Below are 19,283 nucleotides of genomic sequence, written 5' to 3'. Positions count from 1 at the left end.
CCTCACAGCCCGAGGCCCCGACCGACGATCTCCTTCATGATCTCGGTCGTGCCTCCGTAGATGGTGGTGATGCGGGCGTCCTCGTAGTCCCGCGCGATGCGGTACTCGCGCATGTAGCCGTAGCCGCCGTGGAGCTGCAGGCAGCGGCCCACGACGTCGACGTACTGCTCGGTGGTCCAGAACTTGGCGGCGGCGGCGTCCTCGGGATCCAGGGATCCCGCGTGGTGCCGCTTCAGGCAGCCGTCGATCAGCGCGCGGCCGGCGCGCACGGCCGTGACCATCTCGGCGAGCTCGAAGCGGGTGTTCTGGAACGACCCGATCGGCTGCCCGAAGGCCTGTCGCTGCTTGACGTACTCCAGCGTGCGCTCCAGCACGCCCTCGCTGGAGGCGACGGCGGCCGCGGCGATGGAGATGCGCTCCTGCGGGAGGTTGCGCATGAGGCCCGCGAACCCCGTGCCCTCCTCGCCGAGCAGGTTCGCGGCCGGGACGCGCACGCCCTGGAAGGCGAGCTCGCTCGTGTCCTGGGCGTGCAGGCCGATCTTGTCGAGCCGGCGCCCCCGGGAGAAGCCGGGGGAGTCGGCGGGGATCACGAGCAGGCTCAGCCCACGGTGCGGGTGCTCCCCGGTGCGCACGGCCGTGACCACCAGGTCGGCGTTCTGCCCGTTGGAGATGAAGATCTTGGACCCGTCGACGACGTAGTCGTCGCCGTCGCGGACCGCCGACGTGCGGATCCCCGCGAGGTCGCTGCCGGTGCCGGGCTCGGACATCGCCACGGCCACGACGGTCTCGCCGGCGGCGATGCCGGGGAGCCAGCGCTGCTTCTGCTCCTCGGTCGTCAGGTCGGTGAAGTAGGGGATGACGATGTCGTTCGACAGCGCGATGCCGGCCATCCCGGACGACACGGGGTGGCGGGCGAGCTCCTCGCCCATCACCGCGTTGAAGCGGAAGTCGTCCGACCCGCCGCCGCCGAAGCGCTCCGGGATGCCGAACCCGAGGATCCCCGCCTCGGCCGCCTGGACGAAGAGCTTGCGGTCGACCCGCCCCTCGGCGTCCCAGCGGTCGGCGTGGGGGCGCGCGTACTGCTCCACGAAGGCGCGCACCATGTCGCGGAACTGCTCGTGCTCGTCCTCGTACAGGTCACGCGGCCCGATGATGCCGGTCATGCTGCCTCCGATCATCCTTGATCTTGACGTCCCACTTTTTATACCATGTTAGAAACCGCGGCTGCCAGGGCTTGATCCTGACCTCTAGTCATGATGCGATGCTCACAAGGTTTGAATCTGCATTAAGCAATCGCGCAAGGGAGCGTGACATGGGAGAGCACCCCTCCCCGACGACGGGCGGCGACCGGCTGCGTGGCCGCGTCGCGGTCGTCACCGGGGCGAGCCGCGGCATCGGGCACGCGATCGCGCGGCGCTTCGCGGCCGAGGGCGCCGCGCTCGTGCTGACCGCGCGGTCGGCGGACGCGCTGGCCACCGCGGCGGAGTCGCTCGGGGACGGCGTCCCGGTACGCGTCGTGGCCGGCCGCGCCCAGGACCCCGCGCACCGGCGCGAGGCGATCGGTACCGCCGTGCGCGAGCTCGGCGGGCTGGACGTCCTGGTCAACAACGTCGGCATCAACCCCGTGTACGGGCCGCTGGTCGACCTGGACCCCGAGGCGGCCCGCAAGATCCTGGACGTCAACGTGCTGGGCACGCTGGGCTGGGTCCAGGAGGCCTGCGCCGCCGGGCTGGGCGCACGGGACGGCGCGGCCGTGCTCAACATGTCGTCGGTGGCCGGGGCCGTGCCGTCGCCGGGGATCGGGTGGTACGGCGTGAGCAAGGCCGCGGTCTCGCACCTCACCGTGACGCTGGCGGCCGAGCTCGGCCCCCGGGTCCGGGTCAACGCGCTCGCCCCGGCGGTCGTGCGGACGCAGTTCGCGCGCGCCCTGTACGAGGGGCGCGAGGAGGAGGTGGCCGCGGCCTACCCGATGCGGCGGCTGGGCAGCCCGGACGACGTGGCGTCCGCAGCCGCCTACCTCTGCTCCGACGAGGCCGCCTGGGTCACCGGCCAGGTGCTGACCCTCGACGGCGGCCTGCTGGCCGCGGGAGGGACGGCGTGAGCGCGCGGGGGAGGGTGGGCGCCGTCGACGTCGCCGGTGTCGTGGAGCGCACCCGCCGCTTCGTCCGGGACGTCGTGCTCCCCGCGGAGCCGCCGGCGGGGACGGCCCTCGACGCCGCCGGGCGCCGCGCGCTGCAGCAGCGGGCGCGCGAGGCGGGCGTCTTCGCCCCGCACGTGCCGGTCCGCCTCGGCGGGCTGGGGCTCCCGCTGGGCGCGTGGTCCGCCGTCTTCCAGGAGGCCGGGTACTCCCCGGTCGGGCCCGCGGCCCTGAACTGCATGGCCCCGGACGAGGGGAACGTGCTGCTGCTCGAGAGGATCGCCTCCGCCGAGCAGCAGGAGCGGTTCCTCGCCCCGCTCGCCGCCGGCGAGGCGCGGTCGTGCTTCGCCATGACCGAGCCGCACCCCGGAGCCGGGTCGGACCCGGCCGCGCTGGCCACCACCGCCCGCCGCGTCGACGGGGGCTGGGTGCTCGACGGCGAGAAGCGGTTCGTCTCGGGGGCCGAGGAGGCGGACTTCGCCATCGTCATGGCCCGCACGCCCGACCTCGGGGACGACGCCGCGACGCTCTTCCTCGTCCGTACCGACGCCGACGGGTTCGACCTCGGCCATCGCATCCGCACGCTCGAGCGGGCGATCACGGGCGGGCACCCGCACGTCTCGCTCACCGACTGCTTCGTGGCCGATGGCGACGTGCTGGGCACGCCCGGCGAGGGCTTCCGCCACGCGCAGGTGCGCCTCGGCCCCGCCCGGCTCACGCACTGCATGCGCTGGCTCGGCCTCGCCCGTCGGGCCCACGACACGGCGCTCGACCGGGTGCGGCACCGGGAGCTGTTCGGCGCCCCGCTCGCCGACCTCGGGCTCGCCCAGGGCATGCTCGCCGACTCCGAGATCGACCTCGCCAGCAGCGCCGCCCTGATCGACCGGGCGGCCGCGGCGCTGGAGGACGGCGACGTCCGGGCGGGTGCGCAGGCCTCGTCGATCGCCAAGGTGCACTGCTCCGAGGCCGTGGGCCGCGTCGTCGACCGGGCCGTGCAGCTGTGCGGGGGAGACGGCGTCACGCTCGAGCTGCCGCTGGCCGCGTTCCTCGACGAGGTGCGCCCGTTCCGCGTCTACGACGGGTCGAGCGAGACGCACCGCTGGGCGATCGCCCGCCGCGCCGTCGCGCGCCGGCGCCGGGAGGTCGAGGCGGGCGAACGGGTCCTGGACCGGGCGGAGGGGCGACGATGACGACGCTCGCGAGCGCGCCGGACGGCGTCGACGTCGTGCGTGCGCTGCCCGCGGGGGACGGCGTCGCCGCGCCCGCACGGCCGCCGCTGCTGGTGCTCGAGCCGCTGGGGCGCTTCCTCGACGGCGTGGGGATGCCCGCCGGGGTGCTGGCATGGCGGCGGATCGGCGACGGCCAGGCGAACGTCACGTACGAGCTGCGGCGCGGCGGGGAGCGCGTGGTCCTCCGGCGCGGCCCGCGGCCCCCCTTCCCGCCGTCGGCCCACGACATGCTGCGCGAGGCGCGCGTCGTCGCGGCGGTGGGGGCGACGGGCGTGCCGGTGCCGGTCGTCCGTGCGGTCTGCGACGACCCTGCCGTCGTCGGGGCGCCGTTCTACCTCATGGAGCTGGTCGAGGGGCAGGTGGTGACGGATCACCTTCCCGAGGGCTTCGACGGCCGCGGCGCCCGCGCCGACCTGGTGCACGCCGCGGTCGACGCGCTCGCGGACCTGCACGCCGTCCCGCTCGACGGCGACGTCGCCGGCCTCGGCCGGCCGGACGGCTACCTGGACCGCCAGGTCCGCCGGTTCGCCCAGCTGTGGCCGCTGAACACCCGGCGGTCGGTGCCGCTCGTCGAGACCCTGGCCGAGCGGCTGGCGGCCACCGTGCCCGCGTCGGACCGGGCCGCCGTCGTGCACGGGGACTACCGGCTGGGGAACCTCATGTTCGCCGCGCCGGGGCGACTGGCGGCGATCCTGGACTGGGAGATGGCGACGCTCGGCGACCCGCTCGCCGACCTCGGCTACCTCGTCGCGACCTACTCCGCGCCCGGGGCCGCGCCCACGCCGATGGACCTCACGCCCGTCACCGCCGGGCCGGGGTTCCCCACGCGCACGGACCTCGTCGACCGGTACGCGGCGCGCACCGGCGCCGACGTAGGGGCGCTGCCCTGGTACGAGGCGCTCGCCCTGTGGAAGTCGGCGATCTTCTGCGAGGCCATCTACACCCGGTGGCTCGACGGGCAGCGGCCCGACGACGCCTTCGCACCGGCGCTCGCCGACGGCGTCCCCGCGCTCGCCGAGGCCGCCGCGCACGCACTGCACCGTCACGAGAGAGGAAGCCGATGAAGATCGCCGTCCTGATGAAGGTGGTCCCGGACACGTACGGCGACCGCACGCTGTCCCTCGAGACGGGGCTCGCGGAGCGCAGCGCCGACGACGCCGTCCTCGACGAGATCGACGAGCGGGCGCTCGAGGCGGCCCTGGCCCACGCGGACGGCCACCCCGACACCGACGTGGTCGTGATCGCCATGGCGCCCGAGCTCGCGCAGACCAGCCTCCGCAAGGCGCTCGCCATGGGGGCGACGTCGGCCCTCCAGGTGGTGGACGAGAGGCTGGTCGGCGCGGACGTCGTCCTGACCGCCGAGGTGCTCGCCGCCGCGGTGCGGCACGCGGGCGCCGACCTCGTCGTCGCGGGTGACGCGTCCACCGACGGGGCCGGGGGAGCGGTGCCCGCCGCCGTGGCGGAGGCGCTCGGCGTGCCGTGCGCGACGGCGCTGCGCGAGGTCACGATCACGGACACCGAGGTCACCGGCGTGCGCTTGTCGGACGCCGCCACGCTGCGCGTCTCGGCGCCGCTGCCCGCGGTCGTCTCCGTGACCGAGGCCGCGCCGGGGCCCCGGCTGACGGGCTTCAAGGGGATCATGGCCGCCAAGAAGAAGGTCGTCGAGACCGTCACGGCGACCGACCTGGGGGTGGACCCCGAGCCCTCGGACGCCGCGCGCTCGATCATGACCGCGATCACCCGTCGGCCGCCACGCACGGCCGGCACCAGGATCGTCGACACGGGCGACGCCGGCGAGCAGCTGGCGGCCTTCCTCGTCGACCACCGGCTGGCCTGAGGAGGCGACGACATGACCGACGTCCGGGAAGAACCCGTCCTGGTCCTGGTGGACCGTGAGCCGCACGGAGGGCTCGCGCGATCGTCGGCAGGGCTGCTGGCGGCCGCCGCGTCGATCGGCACCCCCGTGGCGCTCGTCGTGGGGCCCGGCGCCGACGACCAGGCGCCCGCGGCCGCGCGCCTCGGGGCCCGCCGCGTGCTGCTCGCCCCCGGGGACGCGGAACGTCTCGGCGTGCCGGTCGTCGACGCCCTCGAGGCCGCGGCCGAGCTCGTCCGGCCCGCCGCGGTCCTCGTGTCGCACTCGGTCGAGGGCCGGGAGGCGGCCGCGCGCTACGCGGTGCGGTCGCGCTCGGCGCTCGCCCTCGACGCGGTGGGCGTGTCGCGGGACGACGAGGGCGTCGTCGCGCACCACGCGGCCTACGGCGGCACGTACCTCGTCGACTCGGCCGCGACCTTCGGCGCCCCGGTCGTCACGCTGCGCGTCGGCGCCGTCGACGACCGCGCCCCGGCCGTCGACGACCCGCAGGTGGAGGCGCTCGCGGTCCCCGGGTCGGGGAGGCCCGCGGCCACGGTGCTCGCCGTCGAGCCCGTCGAGTCGGGCTCGACCCGGCCCGAGCTGCGCGGGGCGGGCACGGTCGTGTCCGGCGGGCGCGGGCTGGGGTCGGTGGAGGGCTTCACCCTGGTCGAGCAGCTCGCGGACACCCTCGGCGGCGCGGTCGGTGCCTCCCGGGCGGCGGTCGACGCGGGTTACGTCGCCGCGTCCTGCCAGGTCGGGCAGACGGGTGTGACGGTGTCGCCGCGGCTGTACGTGGCGCTCGGCATCTCGGGCGCGATCCAGCACCTCGCGGGGATGCAGACCGCGCAGACCATCGTCGTCGTCAACTCCGACGAGCACGCGCCCCTGTTCGAGATCGCCGACTTCGGCGTGGTGGGCGACGTCTTCGAGGTGGTGCCCCAGCTCGTCGCGGCGCTCGAGGCGAGGCGGGACGCATGACGCGGCAGGGGCTGCCGCGCCGGCCCGGCGGCCCGCCGTGGCCGCCGGTGGACGGCGCGGACGCCGGCACGGCGGAGGTCGCGCACGCGACGACGCGAGCGGACGGGCCGACCGGGGCCGGGACGGCCGGCGGGGCGGCCGCACCCGGTGGGGTGCGGCAGGGCCTGCCGCGCGTCGCCCGGTCGACGACGGCGGGCGCCACCGCGGAGCCGGGAGCCGCCTTCGCCCAGACTGCTCCCGCCGCCGCTCCCGCCGCTGCGGTCGGCACACCTCTGCGGCGTGGCCTGCCGAGGACCGCGGGCGGGGCGCCGTGGCCCCCGGCCGGGGTCGTGCCGCCCGGGCGGGAACCGTCCGTCCCCGTCGCACCGGACGACCGGCCGGCGGAGCCGCCGCCCACGCCCGAGCCGGTGGCCCCACCCGTCGCGGCAGCCCCGCGCCGCCGTCGGCTCCCGGCGTGGGCGGGCCGGACGGGGATCGCGGCCGCCGTGGCAGCGGTCGTCCTCGGGCTGCTCGTCCTGGCCGCGCGCTGGTGGGTCGGCACCGACGCCGGGCAGGGCTTCCTCGCGACCTACCCGGGCACCGCCCCGTTGCCCGACGACGCACCGGTGGGCATCCCGGCCTGGCTGGCGTGGCAGCACTTCTTCAACGTGTTCCTGCTGGTGCTGGTGGTGCGGACCGGGTGGCAGGTGCGGCTGCAGCGCCGTCCCGCGGCGTCGTGGGCACCCCGCGCGGACCCGGGGGCGCGCATCGGCCTCATGGCGTGGGCGCACCAGGCGCTCGACGTGCTCTGGGTGGCCAACGGCGCGGTCTACATCGTGCTGCTGTTCGTGACCGGTCAGTGGGTGCGGGTCGTCCCGACCAGCTGGACCGTCGTCCCGGAGGCCCTGTCGGCCGGGCTCCAGTACCTGTCGCTGCAGTGGCCCACCGAGGACGGGTGGGTGCACTACAACGGCCTCCAGCAGCTCGCCTACTTCGTGACCGTCTTCGTCGCGGCGCCCCTGGCGATCCTCAGCGGCGTGCGGATGAGCGTGTACTGGCGGTCCCGGCCCGCCGCGGACCGGCTCGTCCCGATCGGGCTCGCCCGCCGCGTCCACTTCCCGGTGATGCTCTACTTCGTCGCGTTCGTCGTCCTGCACGTGGCCCTGGTGCTCGCGACGGGGGCCCGGCGCAACCTCGACCACATGTTCGGCGCGCGCGACGACGGGAGCTGGGTCGGCCTCGTGCTGTTCCTCGTCTCCGTCGTGGTGATCGCGGGCGCCGCCGCCGCGATGCGCCCCGTCGTCGTCGCGCCGGTGGCCCGGCGCTTCGGCACGGTCAGCGGGCGCTGAGCATCCCTCCCTGCCACGAACGTCCATCTCCCAGCGTGAAGGAGCGACCATGAGCGACACCGTCGAGATCAAGAAGGGCCTCGCGGGGGTGACGGTCGACCGCACCGCGGTCTCGTCCGTCAACGCCGCGACCAACTCGCTGCTGTACCGGGGATATCCCGTCCAGGAGCTCGCCGCGACCGCCTCGTTCGAGGAGGTGGTCCACCTGCTGTGGCACGGGGAGCTCCCCGACGCCGCCCAGCTCGAGCGCTTCGTGGCGGCGGAGCGCCGTCACCGCGCGCTCGACCCCGCCCTGGTGCAGGTGATCGACGGGCTGTCGTCCGCCGCCCACCCGATGGACGTGGTGCGCACGGCCGTCAGCATCCTCGGCACGGAGGACCCGGACGCGTGGGACCACGAGCCGGACGCCGTCCTCGACAAGGCCCTCGTGCTGTACGCGAAGCTGCCCACCGTCGTCGCGCACCTGCAGCGCCGCCGCCGCGGGCTGCCGCCGGTGCCCCCGCGCGACGACCTGGGGTATGCCGCCAACTTCCTGTGGATGTCGTTCGGCGAGGAGCCGGACGACGTCGCGTGCCGGGCGTTCGACGTCTCGATGACGCTGTACGCGGAGCACTCGTTCAACGCGTCGACGTTCGCCGCGCGCGTCGTCAGCTCGACCCTGTCGGACTACTACAGCGCGATCGTCGCGGCCGTCGGCGCGCTCAAGGGCCCGCTGCACGGCGGGGCGAACGAGGCCGTCATGCACACCTTCGCCGAGATAGGGACGGCAGACGCCGCCGCCGGGTGGCTCGACGACGCGCTCGCGGCCAAGCGGAAGGTCATGGGCTTCGGGCACCGGGTCTACAAGCGCGGCGACTCGCGGGTCCCCACCATGAAGGCCGCCCTCGACACCCTGGTGGAGCACTACGACCGCCCCGACCTGGCGGCCCTGTACGAAGCGCTCGAGGACGAGTTCGTGGGCCGCAAGGGCATCTACCCCAACCTCGACTACCCCTCGGGCCCGGCGTACCACCTCATCGGCTTCGACACGGAGCTGTTCACCCCGATCTTCGTCGCCTCGCGCATCGCGGGGTGGACGGCGCACGTCCAGGAGCAGCTCGCGTCCAACGCGCTCATCCGCCCGCTCAGCGCCTACGACGGCGTGGCCGAACGGCACGTCGAGGGCTACGTGCCCGACGACGCCGCGCTCGCGGCCGCGACCCGGGAGGTGGAGCGGGCGGGGTGACCCGCGCCGCTGGCGGGTAGAACACCTGTTCGAACCGGGGCTATCCTGCTCCCGTGGGAAGCAGGCGACGAGACGAGGCCGGCGGATCGTCAGGTGCGGTCGACCGGGTGCCGCTGCGCGACGCCGCCGAGGGGGCGCCGGGGAGATCGCGCGACGGGGCGCACGTCACGCGCCCCGAGCGCGGGATCCCCGTGCGCGCCTGGATCACGTCGCGGCAGTCCGGCGAGCAGCTCGTCGACGGGGAAGCCACCGCCTGGACCGACGCGCAGGTGCACGTGCGCTACGTCGACTCCCACGGCCGCGAAGGCTTCGTCTGGTTGTGGGCGGGTGCCGTCACGAGGCGGTAGCCGGGCGTCGTGCGCGCGGTCGCGCTGGGCTGTCGAGTCGGTGGGCCGCGACCTAGCCTGAGAAGGCGACCCGTGGCGGCCGTCGCCACGTCCGCGTCGTCGAGGGGAGCACGTCATGAGGGACGTGCGTTGCGTGCTGGGCATGCACAAATGGCTCCGGCGCCAGAACGAGGACTCCCAGTACCTGCTCTGCGCCCGCTGCGGGCTGGACCGTCCGACGGACGGGTGGGTACCACCGATCGGACGGATGGTCTGACGACATCCGCCGACGCCGTCCGGCGGCCGGTGGCGTCGTGACCTCCTGGCGGAAGACGCCGAACGGCGGCCCGCCCCGAAGGGTGGGCCGCCGTCCGGGCGACGTCAGCGGGCCCCTGCGGGCCGCCGATCAGATGTCGTAGTACACGCCGAACTAGGCGTGTCGCCGCAGGTCAACCACGTTGTCCAGGGTGGTCTGTGTACCCGTGGTGTACCCGGAGCGACGGGCCAGGGCGGCGTTGACGGCCGTCAGGGCCCGGTCGTCAGCTCCCCGCAGGGCGTGCCCGTAGACGCGGAGGGTGAACTCCGCGGAGGCGTGCCCCAGGTACTCCGCGACGGCCGTGATGGGGATGCCCGCATCGATCAGCACCGAGGCGTAGTGGTGGCGCAGCGCGTGCATCCCGTTGCGCCGCTCGACGGGGACGCCCACAGCCCGGAGCGCCGCGCGCCAGTGCCGGTTCAGGTAGTTCCGGTTCCAGGCCTTCGACTCGCGGGTAACGAACAGCAGCCTGCGCGTCACCGCCCGCCCATCCGGGTGGGCCCACGGCATCGTCACCTCCGTGGCCCGGCCGCGTGCCACGTGCTCACGCACAAGCCGTGCGAGGTCGTCGGGCAGCGGCACCGTGCGCGTGCGGTCCTGCCGCTTCTTGCGGTTCGCGCGGTGCTTGAGGTCCGCGAACACCAGCGTGTTGCCGTCCAGGACCTTCACCTGGGCCCGCACGGTCACCGCCTTGGCGGCGAAGTTGAAGTCCTCCACGGCCAGTGCCAGCAGCTCACCCTGCCGCACCCCCAGGCCTGCGCACACCTCACCCATCAGGCGCAGGTCCGGCCGCAGTGCGGCCAGCACGGCGGCCACGCGATCCTCCTGCCAGAACGTCACCTCGCTGTCGTCGTCGGACTCCCACTCGGGGCGGTCGGCGAAGTCGTCGGCGATCTTGGCGCGCACGCTGGCCAGGTTCACGGGGTTGTGCGTCAGCGGCCGTGCGGGGCCGACGGCATCCGCGAGGAGGGAGCGCAGGTTGGAGGCGATGAGTCGGACGGTGGAGGCCGCCAGGCCCTTCGCCTTGAGGCTGAGGGCCCAGGCCTCCACCGTCTCGGCGTCCAGGCGGTCCAGGCGGACGTCGCCGAGGACGGGGGAGACGTGGGAGCGCATGCGCTGCTCCACCTGCTGGCGGGTGGCGAGCTGGGCGGGGTCGCTGTAGCGGAACGCGATCCGGTCCGCGACGAACTCCCGGACCGTCTTCTTCCCGTCGTCGTGTCCAGCGGTTCCGCTCTCCACCTGGCGCTTGTAGGCCTCGGCCTGCGTCATGGTCGGGAACGACCGGCGGCGGCCGGCGCCGGCGGCGGTCTTGAAGTTCACGACCCACCGGGGACGTGTGCCCCGGGTGTCCTTGCTGATACTGGCCACGGGTATCAACCCTTCTCGGGGATCAGGCCCGCCTTCTTGGCGGCTCGGATGTGGCGCTGGGCGGTGGAGCGCGACACGGTGAACGCCAGCTCCACCGCCCTGATCCCGCCGGACTCCTGGGCGTTGTAGACCTCGGCCACCCGTGCCATGCGAGCCTCCGTGAGGGGCCGCCGCGACCCCTTGCGGACGTCCCGGATCGTCTTCATGCCTGCAAGGACGGCGTCGGGCCCGGAGTTGAAGCGGGCCACGGTGACCCCCGGCGGGGAGGGCCGCAGCTCTCCGGCGCAGAGGGCGACGAAGTTCTCCACCCAGTCCTCCACCTTGATGGCTGTGAGGTCGCCGGGCCGGACCTCTCGGCCGCCCTCCACCCGCTTGAGGGACAGTTCGGTGCACCGCGGTACGCCGTCGAGCACCTGGATCACCATGTGCACCGCAGGCGCGTCGTAGGCCTTGCCCAGCAGCTCGGCCTCGATGACGGGCGGGACCACACGGTCCCCGACGCGGACGCCGCCCCGCATGGGGGTGCGCAGGACCCCCCACTCGATGTGCCGGGTGAGCACCGGCCCCTTGATGTGTGTCACGAACGGTTCCTCTCTGACCCTAGAACGGAGCGTCATTAAGGGACCACTGTAGGGGCGAGCCCACGAGAAAGGAAGCGAAACATGACGCCGAACTCGTCCACCGACGGCGACGCGCTCCTCACGCACGAGGAGGCGGCCAGCTACCTCCGGCTGCCGCAGGGCACCCTCTACCAGCTCAACTACAAGGGCGGCGGGCCGCGACGCATCCGCGTCGGCCGGAACGTCCTCTACCGCAAGCGGGACATCGACAGCTGGCTCGACACCCGCGCCATCGAGTCGGGGATGGGTGTGCGCGGCGTCCCCGCCAGTGCCAACGCCGGTGGCACCGCATGAGTGCGGCCCCCGCCCCGAGGGACGAGAGCCGCGATCCGGTCGCCACCGAACCTCCGACCATCGTGGCACGTGCCGACGACACCGGACAGGGTCTGCTGCGGCTCACCACGGCGCGCACGGTGACGTGCACGTGCCGCAGCTGTGGGCGCCGATTCACGTCCACCGGGGCGGCCGCCTCCCACGCCCGCGGGCAGCGCCACGCCGTGGCCGTGGACTACCGGACGTCGTTCACGTACGTGCCCGCCGAGGTGCTGGACCGGGCGCTGACGGGGGCGGTGTCGTGATGGTGTCCCTGGAAGAGACCGGGGGCCAGCTGGACGAGTCGGGGGCACCGGCCGACGAAACGACGGCCAGTACGACGTCCGTATGGGACGAGCTGCATGCTCGCTTGCGCTCCCGCGGGCGCCGCCACCCGGAAGCGGGGGGCCGGCCGGTGGAACCTGGCCCGGTGCCTGCCGCCGACGTGGCGGCCGACCCCGTGGCGGCCACCCGGCTGCAGGCCTACGCCGACGCCGCGGTGTCGGCCGAGTTCAACAGGCTGTTCGACCTGCCGAACCCGTGGCACAGGGGCGCCCTCTGGGACACCACCACGTTCGGGGTGGCGTGCAACTTGATCGAGCTGGGCAACGCCTCGTGGAACGCGTACACCGTCGGCGGGCTGCTGGAGCAGCTGCGCAAGCACGCGCCGCGTGACCACGCGTGGGGGGCGAAGGAGCACGAGGAGAAGATTCGGTCTGCCCTGCTGACGGTGGGAGCCAACGCCCGGCCGGTGCCGCAGCTGCACGAGGACGCCACGACGGTGCTCGAGCCCGGGGCGGAGGCGGCCGTCCACGACTACGGGACGGCGGTGGCCCGCGAGGTCGCGCGGCTGCGCGTGCAGCGAGATGCCCGGGACCTGCTGCGTGCCGAGGAGGTCGCCGCCAGCCCGCCGCCCCCGCCCGTGTCGGGCACGGCGTTCCTGGCCCAGCCGGACGACGACCGCCACCTCGTGGACGGGCTGATCCCGCGCAAGGGGAAGTTCCTTGTGGCTGCGGCCGCCAAGGCGGGCAAGACGACCACCGTGTTGCACGTGGTCGCGTGTCTGCTGTCCGGGCGTCCCCTGTTCGGCGCGTTCCCCCTCGCGCTGCCCCGGTCGCTGCACGTGCACCTGATCGACAACGAGATGGGCGACACCATGCTGCGGGCCTGGCTGCGTGGCCAGCACCTGACCGATGAGCAGCTGGGCCGCCTCACGGTGCACTCGATGCTCGGGTACGCCTCGACGTTCGACCCCACGACGGCAGCGTCCCGCACGGTGTGGGCCGACCGGCTGCAGGGCGCCGACGTGGTCCTCATCGACTGCCTGAGCCCTGCCCTGCAGGCCATCGGGCTGGACGAGAACCGGGACGCTGGCCGGTGGCTGGAGGGCGTGGACGAGCTGATGGCGGCGGCCGGTGTGGACGTCTACGGCGTCATGCACCACACCGGGCACGACGGGCAGCGCGCCCGAGGGGACTCGAAGATTCTCGGCTGGCCCTTTCAGCTGTGGACCCTCAACCGTGAGGCCGACCAGGACGACGACGACGCGGACGACGCTCCCCGGTTCCTGAAGGCGCGCGGTCGGTGCGGTTCGGTTCCGTCGGGGCAGCTGGTGCTGACGGCGACCGGGCTGGAGTACCGGGCGGGCGTCACGCGGGCCGCGGCGCGCGCCAGCACGGCTGCGCGGAAGGGACTGCAGGAGGTACTGGCGGCCATCACCGCGGAGGTCGGCGCGGGCGAGTGGGTGGGCTCGGGTCAGGTCGCGACATGGACGGGAAAGCACCCCAACACGGCGCGGAATGCGCTCCGCGCAGGGGTGATGAATGGGGTGCTCAAGTCCAAGCCCAACCCGGACGGCCGCGGAGAGGTCTTTTCCCTGGTCAAGAGGGGTGATGAAGGTGCTGATTCATCACCCCCTCATCACCGTGGGGAGGGGTAAGGAACATGCCCTACTACGTACGGGCATGTTCCTTACCCCCAACTCCCCGAACACCAACCCGATGAAGGAGCAGTGACATGAACACGAAGACCATGAGCGAGCGGTTCGCCCCGCAGCCGCAGGACCTGCACCGTGCGCTGCTGTTCGCGACGCACGTGGGCGCCAACGACGGGCCGGGCCAGCTGGCCGCGCTGGAGCCAGTGAAGGGCGACCCGGTGGCGGGCATGAGGTTCACTGTCGCCTTGGCGCAGACCGTGGTGCGCACCGTGGCCCAGCTGGTGCCGGATGAGGACCCGGTGGAGTACCTGCGGGGTGCCACAACGGCGGGCGCCGCGATCCTGGCGGAGGACGAGGAGGACAACGCATGACCACCGACACCACGACCACCGGCGAGGACGTCGAGCAGCCCGGAGCGGTAGACGGCTCCCAGGGGGACGAGCTGGCCACGCCGGGCAGCGACGCCACCCCGACGCCTGGGCGCCCGGGACAGGGGCCTGTGGACAGCCCTGGGGGCGAGCCCGGGGCCACCGACACCGACACCGACGACGACGACGTGGAGGGCGACCCCGAGGGCGACGGCGCCACCGGGCGTAACCGGGAGGCGGCCAAGTACCGGGTGCGGCTGCGGGAGGCAGAGGCGGCGCGGGAGGCCGCCGTCACCGAGCGCGATGCGGCCCGCGCCCAGGTGCTGGACCTGCTGATGTCCACCCACGGCGGCAACCTGCACCCCGCCGCCCTGGGTGAGGCGGGGGTGCGCCCGGAGTGGGACGCCGTCGCCGGAGCTGACGCGCAACTGGACCCCGCCAAGCTGGCCCAGCACCTCAAGCAGCTGCGCACCTCCCGGCCCTACCTGTTCGAGGGGTCCCGCATGTTCGCCGACCCCATCCAGGGGACCACGCGGGGCGGGAACGACATCCGCACCACGCCCCGCGACCCCCTCGCGTCCGCCCTGTCGCGCGGCACGCGGGGTGGGTAACCTGGAGGCCGAGCTCACCAGTCCGGCCAGGCGCCGACGGCACAGCTCACGAGGCCCCTGGAGGGCTCGCGGAATTCGGCCAGCGGCCCGCCGCGCACCAACCCCCACGTTGCGTGCAGGCGGGCCGTTGTCGTGCCCGCCGGGAAGCGGCCCCCCATGGCTATCCAGACCACCGTTACCGCCCAGCCCGGCTGGGCCCCCGACGTCACCTACATCCCGGCCGCAGAGGCGATCCCCGATGCCCTCGTCCTTAAGGCCAGCACCGTGGCAGGCCAGGTGGAGGGCGACAGTCCCATGGTCCGCGTGCTGTGGGTGGACGGCGCTGAGGCGCAGTCCGTGCCCGAGGGCGAGGAAATCCCCGAGGGCGAGCCCGAGCTGGCGGAGACCCTGGTGGTCACCCACCGGGTGTCCGTCCTGGTCCCCGTCTCCCTGGAGTTGGCGCGCCAGACCGGCCGCGCCCAGCTGCTGGCGGACTCGCTGCGCCGCGCCGTGATCCGCCAGGCGGACCACGCGTTCATCAACCGTCCCGAGGGCACTCCGCCGGCCGGGATCATCCACGGCATCCCCCAGGTGGCCGACCCGGTGGTGGCGAACCTGGACCCGCTGGCGGACGCCGTGGCGGGCATCGAGGCCGCGGAGGGCATCCCGTCCATCATCCTGGCCGCCCCGGGCGCGTGGGCGGACCTGCGGAAGGTGAAGACGGGGGCGGACTCCGCGGAGTCGCTGCTGGGGGCGGGCACCGACGATGCGGCGCCGCGGCTCCTGGGCATCCCCGTGCTGCGCACCCCCGCGGTCCCGTCCGGGAAGCTCCTCGTGCTGGACAAGCGGGCCATCGTGTCCGCCGTCGGGGACGTGGAGGTCGCCACCAGCGAGCACGTCTACTTCAAGCGCAACGCCCTCGCCCAGCGGGTCACGTTCCGCTTCGGTCAGGCGCTGATGCACCCCGAGCGCACCGCTCTGGTCACCGTGGGCGCCGCCGACACCGGCGGTTCGGGCGAGTAGGCCCTCCGCTCCCCTCGGGGCTGGGCCGGAAGCTCCACCGGCTCGGCCCCGAGGCTCACCGCCACCGGAAGGGCCACCCCCTTCGGCCGGCGCTACCGGCTCCCGGCCGCCGAACCTTGCCCGTCCGGTCGACACGGGGTTGGTTGCCGGAGACGATCGAGGAGAGGAGCGCTGCCGAGGCGAGCGGACGTCGCGCGCCACCCCCCGAGGAGCTGCCATGAACCGCCGTCCTGTCACCGCTGCCGCCACCTTCCTGCTCGCCGGGCTACTGGCTTCCTGCGGGGGTTCCGCCGAGCCTGAGGCCGGGGCCTCCAGCCCAGCGGCCTCGCCCACTGCGCAGTCACCGTCGCCTTCGCCGACCGCCGAAGACGCCCGTGTTGCCGAGGTGACCGACATGCTGCTGGTGTACGCCGAGGCGGACTCGGTCGAGCAGATGCGCGCCGACGCCGACCCGGCCTCCTGGCAGGCGCTGTTCCAAGGTCTCCGGATGCAGGGCGACACCCTGTATGTCGAGCTCCAGATCGGCGCCGACGAGCCGGACCGTGACGACCTCGGGACCACGGCGGCAAAGGCCGTGTCTGCCGCCGCCTACGGCGTGGAGGGCGTGTCCTGGGTCGTCGCGGAGGACGCGACCGGCACACAAATCGCGCAGGAGCAGCCGCTGAACTCCTAATGGGGCGGAATTCGCGCCCAGGGCACGCCACACCCCACCGTGTGGCACCGGTGCGCTAACTAGATCGGCGCTGGCCGAGAGGTCGCCGCGGCGCAGCGGCGGGGGGTCGCCCCCCCTGGGGCCGGTCAGCTGCTGGCCGGTCGGGTGTTCATGACCAGGTCACATTGTTGGTCGCGGCGTGTTTCACCCGCGCCGGCACTGGCGACGGGGACGGGCCAGGATCAGCATGGCGGCATGGCAGAACCGACCGTGCTCCTGGCGTTCCTCGACGGCCCGTACGACGGCAAGGTGTACGAGGCGACGCCGGAGCAGGTCGACGGGGGGCGCTTCGTCTTCAACCTCACGGGCTCACCATCGAAGCCGACGTCGTTCTACGACGTCACCGACGAGGTAGTCCAGACGGGCCAAGGGCTAGCCAAGGTGGCCCGGCACAGCCGCACGGTCTAGTTCGCCGTCACAGGCCACGCTCTCGCTCCAGGCGAGCCTTCTCGTACTTGCGCGCCAGCTCGTCCAGGGGTCGCAGGGCCGCGCGGGCGGTCTCCCCGAGGTCGTACCCGCTGGCGAGGTCGCCGCCGCCCATGCCCCGGAGGTACCCGACCTTCCAGCCCTCGGCGTCGGGCTCGAACGTGATCCCGAACCCGAGCTGCTCGCCCAGCGCTAGCAGCTCGCCGACCGCCTGCAGCGTCTCGTCATCGAAGATGTCCACCGGCCAATCGTGGCCCAGCGGGTGCGGCCACGCGAGGGCGCGGGGGGTGCTGTCCCGGCGGAGTCTTGTGTACCCCTCGTGTACCCAGAGAATGAGAAACGCCCCTCAAACGCTGTGAAGCGTTGAGAGGCGTTTCCCCAGGTGAGGGGCTGATTCTGCGGCGTTCGCCGAGGTCAGCTAGACCCCCGATTTAGATGTCGTAGTAGAGCTCGAACTCGTGGGGGTGCGGACGCAGGCGGATCGGGTCGATCTCGTTGCTGCGCTTGTAGTCGATCCAGGTGGCGATGAGGTCCTCGGAGAAGACGTCGCCCTGCGTGAGGAACTCGTGGTCGCGCTCGAGGTTGTCGAGGGCCTCCTCGAGGGACGCGGGCACCTGGGCGATCTGCGCGTGCTCCTCGGGGGGCAGCTCGTACAGGTCCTTGTCGATCGGCGCCGGCGGCTCGATGCGGTTCTTGATGCCGTCGATGCCCGCGAGGAGCTGCGCGGCGAACGCGAGGTACGGGTTGGCCGTCGGGTCCGGCACGCGGAACTCGACGCGCTTGGCCTTCGGCGAGGAGCCGGTCACCGGGATGCGGATGCACGCGGAGCGGTTGCGGGCCGAGTAGACCAGGTTGACCGGGGCCTCGTAGCCGGGCACCAGGCGGCGGTAGGAGTTCACCGACGGGTTGGTGAAGGCCAGCAGCGACGGGGCGTGCTTGAGCAGGCCGCCGATGTACCAGCGGGCCGTGTCGGACAGGCCGCCGTAGCCCTTCTCGTCGTAGAACAGCGGCTCGCCGTTCAGCCACAGCGACTGGTGCGAGTGCATGCCCGAGCCGTTGTCGCCGAAGATCGGCTTCGGCATGAAGGTGACGGTCTTGCCGTGCTGCCAGGCGACGTTCTTGATGACGTACTTGAACTTCATCAGGTCGTCGGCCGAGTGCAGCAGGGTGTTGAACCGGTAGTTGATCTCCTGCTGGCCGGCGGTGCCCACCTCGTGGTGCGCGCGCTCGACGTCGAGCCCGACCTCCGCCAGGACCGCGCACATCTCGTCGCGCAGGTCGGCGAACTGGTCGTTGGGGGAGACGGGGAAGTAGCCGCCCTTGTAGCGGGTCTTGTACCCGAGGTTGCCGCCCTCCTCCTCGCGCCCGGTGTTCCACGCGGCCTCGACCGAGTCGACGCTGTAGAAGCTCTCGTGCTGGTTCGTCGAGAAGCGGACGTCGTCGAAGACGTAGAACTCGGCCTCGGGGGCGAAGAACGCCGTGTCCGCGATGCCGGTCGACTTGAGGTACGCCTCCGCCTTGGCGGCGATCGTGCGCGGGTCGCGCGAGTACGGCTCGTCGGTGAACGGGTCCACGATGGAGAAGTTCACGATGAGCGTCTTGCGCTTGCGGAACGGGTCCAGGTACGCCGTGGTGACGTCGGGCACGAGCTTCATGTCCGACTCGTGGATCGCCTGGAAGCCGCGGATCGACGAACCGTCGAACATGAGGCCCTCGGTGAAGGAGTCCTCCGAGAACTGCTCCACGGGGATGTTGAAGTGCTGCATCACGCCCGGCAGGTCGATGAAGCGGACGTCGATGAACTCCACCCCCTCGCGACGGGTGAAGGCGATGGCCTCCTCGGCGTTCGTGAACATGCATGCACTCCTTGCGTGGATGGTGCCGTTCGGTCGGTGCCGCCGGACGGTTCCGAAGGACGGGGGCGACGAGCTCGTGCGCGCCGCTCGACGACCACGACCGTAGGGTGACGGCGTTTCTCCGGCGTGGCGCCATTGTTTCCAACACGTTACGGCGGTCACGCCTCCGGCGCCGCGTAGCCTTGACGCATGGCATCGCGGGAGGACATGGGTTCGTGGCTCGAGGGCGGACGCAGGGACGAGACCGGGTCCGCCGGACGGCTCGGCCTTCCCGACGTCGGACCTGGCTCGCTCGCCCGGCTCGGGCGCCGGGCCGTGGCCCTCGTCGTCGACTGGGCGGTGGCGACCCTGATCGCCTACCTGGTGACGAGCCCGGCGTCGTTCGCCGAGCTGAACTCGTGGGTCACCCTGGGCGTCTTCGCGCTCATGAACCTGTTGCTGGTCAGCACCGTCGGGTTCACCATCGGCCACCGCCTCCTGGGGCTGCAGGTCCGCACGCTCGGTGCCCCCGACGGCGTCGCGCCGGGGTTCGCGCGCGGCGCGGTGCGCACGCTGCTGCTGTGCCTCGTGATCCCCGCCGTCGTGTGGGACCGTGACGGGCGCGGGCTGCACGACCGGGCCGCGGGGACGGTCCTCGTGCGGCGCTGACGACGACGGCGAAGGGCCGGGTCGCCGCGCGGC

The 19,283-nt window shown here is 73.2% G+C and carries 22 protein-coding genes; 17 read left to right on the top strand and 5 right to left on the bottom strand.

Annotation, left to right across the window (positions count from 1 at the left end; translation table 11 throughout):
- Positions 1-2: 2 nt before the first annotated feature.
- Positions 3-1,163, bottom strand: a complete 1,161-nt coding sequence (locus tag ACFQ80_RS19170) for an acyl-CoA dehydrogenase family protein (protein ID WP_430564762.1) — start codon at positions 1,161-1,163, stop codon at positions 3-5.
- A 149-nt stretch (positions 1,164-1,312) separates the two neighbouring features.
- Here ACFQ80_RS19170 and ACFQ80_RS19165 point away from each other — a divergent pair, with 149 nt between their 5' ends.
- The 8 genes from ACFQ80_RS19165 to ACFQ80_RS19130 are packed head-to-tail and all read left to right on the top strand — an operon-like array spanning position 1,313 to position 9,096.
- A complete protein-coding gene (locus ACFQ80_RS19165) occupies positions 1,313-2,101 on the top strand; it encodes an SDR family oxidoreductase (RefSeq protein ID WP_430564761.1) in 789 nt (262 codons plus the stop codon).
- Positions 2,098-3,327, top strand: coding sequence for an acyl-CoA dehydrogenase family protein (locus ACFQ80_RS19160; protein ID WP_430564760.1), 1,230 nt, complete (start codon positions 2,098-2,100; stop codon positions 3,325-3,327). Before ACFQ80_RS19165 ends, ACFQ80_RS19160 begins: the two co-directional genes overlap by 4 nt.
- Positions 3,324-4,430, top strand: coding sequence for a phosphotransferase family protein (locus ACFQ80_RS19155; RefSeq protein ID WP_430564759.1), 1,107 nt, complete (start codon positions 3,324-3,326; stop codon positions 4,428-4,430). Before ACFQ80_RS19160 ends, ACFQ80_RS19155 begins: the two co-directional genes overlap by 4 nt.
- A complete protein-coding gene (locus tag ACFQ80_RS19150) occupies positions 4,427-5,203 on the top strand; it encodes an electron transfer flavoprotein subunit beta/FixA family protein (protein WP_430564758.1) in 777 nt (258 codons plus the stop codon). Before ACFQ80_RS19155 ends, ACFQ80_RS19150 begins: the two co-directional genes overlap by 4 nt.
- 12 nt (positions 5,204-5,215) lie before the next feature.
- Positions 5,216-6,196, top strand: a complete 981-nt coding sequence (locus ACFQ80_RS19145) for an electron transfer flavoprotein subunit alpha/FixB family protein (protein WP_430564757.1) — start codon at positions 5,216-5,218, stop codon at positions 6,194-6,196.
- Positions 6,193-7,524, top strand: a complete 1,332-nt coding sequence (locus ACFQ80_RS19140; RefSeq protein ID WP_430564756.1) for a cytochrome b/b6 domain-containing protein — start codon at positions 6,193-6,195, stop codon at positions 7,522-7,524. The genes ACFQ80_RS19145 and ACFQ80_RS19140 overlap by 4 nt, the downstream gene beginning before the upstream one ends.
- Positions 7,525-7,573: 49 nt before the next feature.
- Positions 7,574-8,749 carry a bifunctional 2-methylcitrate synthase/citrate synthase gene (locus ACFQ80_RS19135; RefSeq protein WP_430564755.1) on the top strand — a complete coding sequence of 392 codons (1,176 nt, stop codon included), beginning with the start codon at positions 7,574-7,576 and terminating at the stop codon, positions 8,747-8,749.
- A 53-nt stretch (positions 8,750-8,802) separates the two neighbouring features.
- Positions 8,803-9,096 carry a hypothetical protein gene (locus ACFQ80_RS19130; RefSeq protein WP_430564754.1) on the top strand — a complete coding sequence of 98 codons (294 nt, stop codon included), beginning with the start codon at positions 8,803-8,805 and terminating at the stop codon, positions 9,094-9,096.
- 409 nt (positions 9,097-9,505) lie between these two features.
- On the opposite strand, the gene ACFQ80_RS19125 is transcribed toward ACFQ80_RS19130, so the two are convergent.
- Positions 9,506-10,759 carry a tyrosine-type recombinase/integrase gene (locus tag ACFQ80_RS19125; protein ID WP_430564753.1) on the bottom strand — a complete coding sequence of 418 codons (1,254 nt, stop codon included), beginning with the start codon at positions 10,757-10,759 and terminating at the stop codon, positions 9,506-9,508.
- 5 nt (positions 10,760-10,764) lie between these two features.
- Positions 10,765-11,340 (bottom strand): hypothetical protein, encoded by a 576-nt coding sequence (locus ACFQ80_RS19120; RefSeq protein WP_430564752.1) that lies wholly within the window; start codon positions 11,338-11,340, stop codon positions 10,765-10,767.
- 81 nt (positions 11,341-11,421) lie between these two features.
- On the opposite strand from ACFQ80_RS19120, the gene ACFQ80_RS19115 reads away from it, so the two are divergent.
- The 8 genes from ACFQ80_RS19115 to ACFQ80_RS19080 all read left to right on the top strand — a co-directional run bounded on the left by ACFQ80_RS19115 (position 11,422) and on the right by ACFQ80_RS19080 (position 16,728).
- On the top strand, positions 11,422-11,673 hold the full coding sequence (locus ACFQ80_RS19115; protein WP_430564751.1) for a helix-turn-helix transcriptional regulator: 252 nt from the start codon (positions 11,422-11,424) through the stop codon (positions 11,671-11,673).
- Between the two features lie 62 nt (positions 11,674-11,735).
- Positions 11,736-11,957, top strand: a complete 222-nt coding sequence (locus ACFQ80_RS19110) for a hypothetical protein (RefSeq protein WP_430564750.1) — start codon at positions 11,736-11,738, stop codon at positions 11,955-11,957.
- A gap of 164 nt (positions 11,958-12,121) precedes the next feature.
- Positions 12,122-13,630, top strand: coding sequence for an AAA family ATPase (locus ACFQ80_RS19105; RefSeq protein ID WP_430564749.1), 1,509 nt, complete (start codon positions 12,122-12,124; stop codon positions 13,628-13,630).
- A 77-nt stretch (positions 13,631-13,707) separates the two neighbouring features.
- Positions 13,708-13,998 (top strand): hypothetical protein, encoded by a 291-nt coding sequence (locus tag ACFQ80_RS19100; RefSeq protein ID WP_430564748.1) that lies wholly within the window; start codon positions 13,708-13,710, stop codon positions 13,996-13,998.
- Positions 13,995-14,606, top strand: coding sequence for a hypothetical protein (locus ACFQ80_RS19095; RefSeq protein ID WP_430564747.1), 612 nt, complete (start codon positions 13,995-13,997; stop codon positions 14,604-14,606). Before ACFQ80_RS19100 ends, ACFQ80_RS19095 begins: the two co-directional genes overlap by 4 nt.
- A gap of 156 nt (positions 14,607-14,762) precedes the next feature.
- A complete protein-coding gene (locus ACFQ80_RS19090; RefSeq protein ID WP_430564746.1) occupies positions 14,763-15,608 on the top strand; it encodes a phage major capsid protein in 846 nt (281 codons plus the stop codon).
- Positions 15,609-15,825: 217 nt separating this feature from the next.
- Positions 15,826-16,281, top strand: coding sequence for a hypothetical protein (locus ACFQ80_RS19085; protein WP_430564745.1), 456 nt, complete (start codon positions 15,826-15,828; stop codon positions 16,279-16,281).
- 234 nt (positions 16,282-16,515) lie between these two features.
- Positions 16,516-16,728, top strand: a complete 213-nt coding sequence (locus tag ACFQ80_RS19080) for a hypothetical protein (protein ID WP_430564744.1) — start codon at positions 16,516-16,518, stop codon at positions 16,726-16,728.
- Between the two features lie 7 nt (positions 16,729-16,735).
- On the opposite strand, the gene ACFQ80_RS19075 is transcribed toward ACFQ80_RS19080, so the two are convergent.
- Together ACFQ80_RS19075 and glnA are read right to left on the bottom strand one after the other, a co-directional pair.
- Positions 16,736-16,987: a hypothetical protein gene (locus ACFQ80_RS19075; RefSeq protein ID WP_430564743.1), complete on the bottom strand. Its 252-nt coding sequence runs from the start codon at positions 16,985-16,987 to the stop codon at positions 16,736-16,738.
- 190 nt (positions 16,988-17,177) lie between these two features.
- Complete coding sequence (gene glnA / locus ACFQ80_RS19070; RefSeq protein ID WP_429764245.1) at positions 17,178-18,602, bottom strand: type I glutamate--ammonia ligase; 1,425 nt, start codon at positions 18,600-18,602, stop codon at positions 17,178-17,180.
- Positions 18,603-18,791: 189 nt separating this feature from the next.
- Between glnA and ACFQ80_RS19065 the strand changes: the two genes are divergently transcribed.
- Positions 18,792-19,250, top strand: a complete 459-nt coding sequence (locus ACFQ80_RS19065) for an RDD family protein (RefSeq protein ID WP_430549951.1) — start codon at positions 18,792-18,794, stop codon at positions 19,248-19,250.
- Positions 19,251-19,283 lie beyond the last annotated feature (33 nt).

The organism is Isoptericola sp. NPDC056578 (genome assembly GCF_042793275.1).
GTDB lineage: Bacteria > Actinomycetota > Actinomycetes > Actinomycetales > Cellulomonadaceae > Isoptericola.
This window is presented reverse-complemented; position numbering and strand designations above follow the sequence as displayed.

Excerpts from the sequence above, each read along its gene's own strand:
- ACFQ80_RS19140 (WP_430564756.1), top strand. The coding sequence starts at position 6,193 with ATGACGCGGCAGGGGCTGCCGCGCCGGCCCGGCGGCCCGCCGTGGCCG.
- ACFQ80_RS19135 (WP_430564755.1), top strand. The coding sequence starts at position 7,574 with ATGAGCGACACCGTCGAGATCAAGAAGGGCCTCGCGGGGGTGACGGTC.
- ACFQ80_RS19155 (WP_430564759.1), top strand. The coding sequence starts at position 3,324 with ATGACGACGCTCGCGAGCGCGCCGGACGGCGTCGACGTCGTGCGTGCG.
- ACFQ80_RS19100 (WP_430564748.1), top strand. The coding sequence starts at position 13,708 with ATGAACACGAAGACCATGAGCGAGCGGTTCGCCCCGCAGCCGCAGGAC.
- ACFQ80_RS19080 (WP_430564744.1), top strand. The coding sequence starts at position 16,516 with ATGGCAGAACCGACCGTGCTCCTGGCGTTCCTCGACGGCCCGTACGAC.
- ACFQ80_RS19170 (WP_430564762.1), bottom strand. The coding sequence starts at position 1,163 with ATGACCGGCATCATCGGGCCGCGTGACCTGTACGAGGACGAGCACGAG.
- ACFQ80_RS19085 (WP_430564745.1), top strand. The coding sequence starts at position 15,826 with ATGAACCGCCGTCCTGTCACCGCTGCCGCCACCTTCCTGCTCGCCGGG.
- ACFQ80_RS19145 (WP_430564757.1), top strand. The coding sequence starts at position 5,216 with ATGACCGACGTCCGGGAAGAACCCGTCCTGGTCCTGGTGGACCGTGAG.
- glnA (WP_429764245.1), bottom strand. The coding sequence starts at position 18,602 with ATGTTCACGAACGCCGAGGAGGCCATCGCCTTCACCCGTCGCGAGGGG.
- ACFQ80_RS19095 (WP_430564747.1), top strand. The coding sequence starts at position 13,995 with ATGACCACCGACACCACGACCACCGGCGAGGACGTCGAGCAGCCCGGA.
- ACFQ80_RS19165 (WP_430564761.1), top strand. The coding sequence starts at position 1,313 with ATGGGAGAGCACCCCTCCCCGACGACGGGCGGCGACCGGCTGCGTGGC.
- ACFQ80_RS19090 (WP_430564746.1), top strand. The coding sequence starts at position 14,763 with ATGGCTATCCAGACCACCGTTACCGCCCAGCCCGGCTGGGCCCCCGAC.
- ACFQ80_RS19150 (WP_430564758.1), top strand. The coding sequence starts at position 4,427 with ATGAAGATCGCCGTCCTGATGAAGGTGGTCCCGGACACGTACGGCGAC.
- ACFQ80_RS19115 (WP_430564751.1), top strand. The coding sequence starts at position 11,422 with ATGACGCCGAACTCGTCCACCGACGGCGACGCGCTCCTCACGCACGAG.
- ACFQ80_RS19065 (WP_430549951.1), top strand. The coding sequence starts at position 18,792 with ATGGCATCGCGGGAGGACATGGGTTCGTGGCTCGAGGGCGGACGCAGG.